This window comes from Mesorhizobium sp. M7A.F.Ca.US.006.04.2.1 (assembly GCF_004022915.1).
Classification (GTDB): Bacteria; Pseudomonadota; Alphaproteobacteria; order Rhizobiales; family Rhizobiaceae; genus Mesorhizobium; species Mesorhizobium ciceri.
This window is the reverse complement of record NZ_RZQA01001117.1, coordinates 1-1,675: the sequence shown is the minus strand read 5'-3', so window position 1 is coordinate 1,675 and position 1,675 is coordinate 1. Positions and strand designations below refer to the sequence as shown.

At 62.9% G+C, this 1,675-nt stretch carries 3 protein-coding genes and 1 pseudogene; all 4 read left to right on the top strand.

Annotated elements, in window-relative coordinates; genetic code table 11:
* On the top strand, nt 1-261 hold a 261-nt coding region (locus EN925_RS34880), incomplete at its 5' end, for an enoyl-CoA hydratase-related protein (RefSeq protein WP_245487408.1).
* Between the two features lie 10 nt (nt 262-271).
* The gene (locus EN925_RS34875) at nt 272-694 is read left to right on the top strand and encodes a VOC family protein (RefSeq protein ID WP_027162400.1); all 423 of its coding nucleotides are present in this window, start codon (nt 272-274) and stop codon (nt 692-694) included.
* A complete protein-coding gene (locus tag EN925_RS34870) occupies nt 694-1,476 on the top strand; it encodes an AAA family ATPase (protein ID WP_013532201.1) in 783 nt (260 codons plus the stop codon). The genes EN925_RS34875 and EN925_RS34870 overlap by 1 nt, the downstream gene beginning before the upstream one ends.
* Nucleotides 1,473-1,675, top strand: a pseudogene (locus EN925_RS34865) (GNAT family N-acetyltransferase); the annotation flags it as partial. The gene EN925_RS34870 and the pseudogene EN925_RS34865, both read left to right, overlap by 4 nt.

The window sequence follows — 1,675 nt, the reverse complement described above, 5'->3', positions numbered from 1 at the left end:
GAATTCGGCCTGGTCAACCGCATCGTGCCGCGCGAATACCTGAATCAGATCGTCACCAAATACGCGCAAACCATTGCTTCCAAATCATCTTTGGTGGTCAAGACGGGCAAGGAGGCGTTTTACGCGCAGGCCGAAATGGGGCTGGCGGATGCTTACACCTATACCGGCCGGATCATGGTCGAAAACATGCTCGCGCGCGACGCCGAGGAAGGCATCGGCGCCTTCATCGGCAAGCGCAAGCCGGAATGGACGGACGAATAGGAGCAGCACCATGGAGCCGCGAATCTCTATCATTACCATCGCCACCGATGATCTGGACCGCGCGGTGCGCTTCTACGAGGCTATGGGCTTGAAGCGGCATGCCGGTATCACCGACGGTGTCGCCTTCTTCCAGATGGGCGGCGTCATTCTTGGTCTGTTCCCACGTGCCAGCGCAGAAGAGGATTCCGGCATCGCCTTCGCCGCGGCGCCATCGGCGGTCTACCTCGCCTACAACACCCGCTCCGACGCCGAAGTCGACGACGTGCTCGCCAGGGCGGAAAAAGCCGGCGGCCGCATCGTCAAGCCGGCCGGCCGCGCCTTCTGGGGCGGCTGGTACGGCTACTTCGCCGACGCCGACGGGCATGTCTGGGAAGTGGCGCACAATCCGGCCTTTCCGATCGCCGAAGACGGCACGATTTCGCTACCTGGCTGATGGCCCATCGCAAGCAGCTGACGCGGCTCAAGGCTCCCTATCTGAAGCGCATCCTGCTCGATGCCGTGCGGGTCGAGGATTGGGAAAAATATCCATGGAACCTGCCGCTGTTTCGCGGCCACGACTTCGAACTCGAATTCACCACGCCGATCACCATCATCGTCGGCGAGAACGGCACCGGCAAATCGACGCTGCTCGAGGCGATCGGTGCGCTGGCCGGCTATGACGAAGCCGGTGGCGGCAAGGGATATAGGCCGGTCGACCATTCCAGCGCCATCGACAAGAGCGGTGCTGCGCTGGCAAACACGTTCCGTGGCCACTGGCTGCCGAAAGTCACTGCCGGCTGGTTCTTTCGTGCCGAATCCTTCTACTCCGTGGCCCGATATCTCGATCAGGCGGCACTGGAAGACCCTTTCAGGCCCCCGCCGCCGGACTTCCTGTCCTGGTCGCATGGCGAGGGCTTTATCCGTTTTTTCGAGGAGCGCTGCCGCAGGCAAGGCATCTACATCCTCGACGAACCCGAAAGCGCACTGTCGCCGACGCGACAGATCGAGCTGCTCAAGATGCTGCGGCGCATGGACCAGTCGGGCACCGCGCAAGTGATCATGGCGACGCATTCGCCGCTGCTGATGGCTTGTCCTGGCGCGCGGCTGTTCCGCATCAGCCGGTTCGGGCTCGATCCCACGGATTTCAGCGATACCGATCATTTTCGCATGATGCGCGACTTCTGCACCGATCCGCAGGCCTTTATGGAGGAAGCGCTGCGGGAGGATGACGCGTGAGCGCCGGCGATGATGACCTCAACTGGCGCGTCGAGCAGGCGTGCCGCGAAGGCTGGCCGGCGGCGACCGAGACGTTGGTTGATGGCTGGCTTCTGCGGCGATCGGGCGGACGGATCCGGCGTACCAATTCGGCCAATCCCTTGCGCGGCGAGCGTGGCGCGCCTGATGCAGTCATCGACGCCGCCGAGTCCTTCTACAT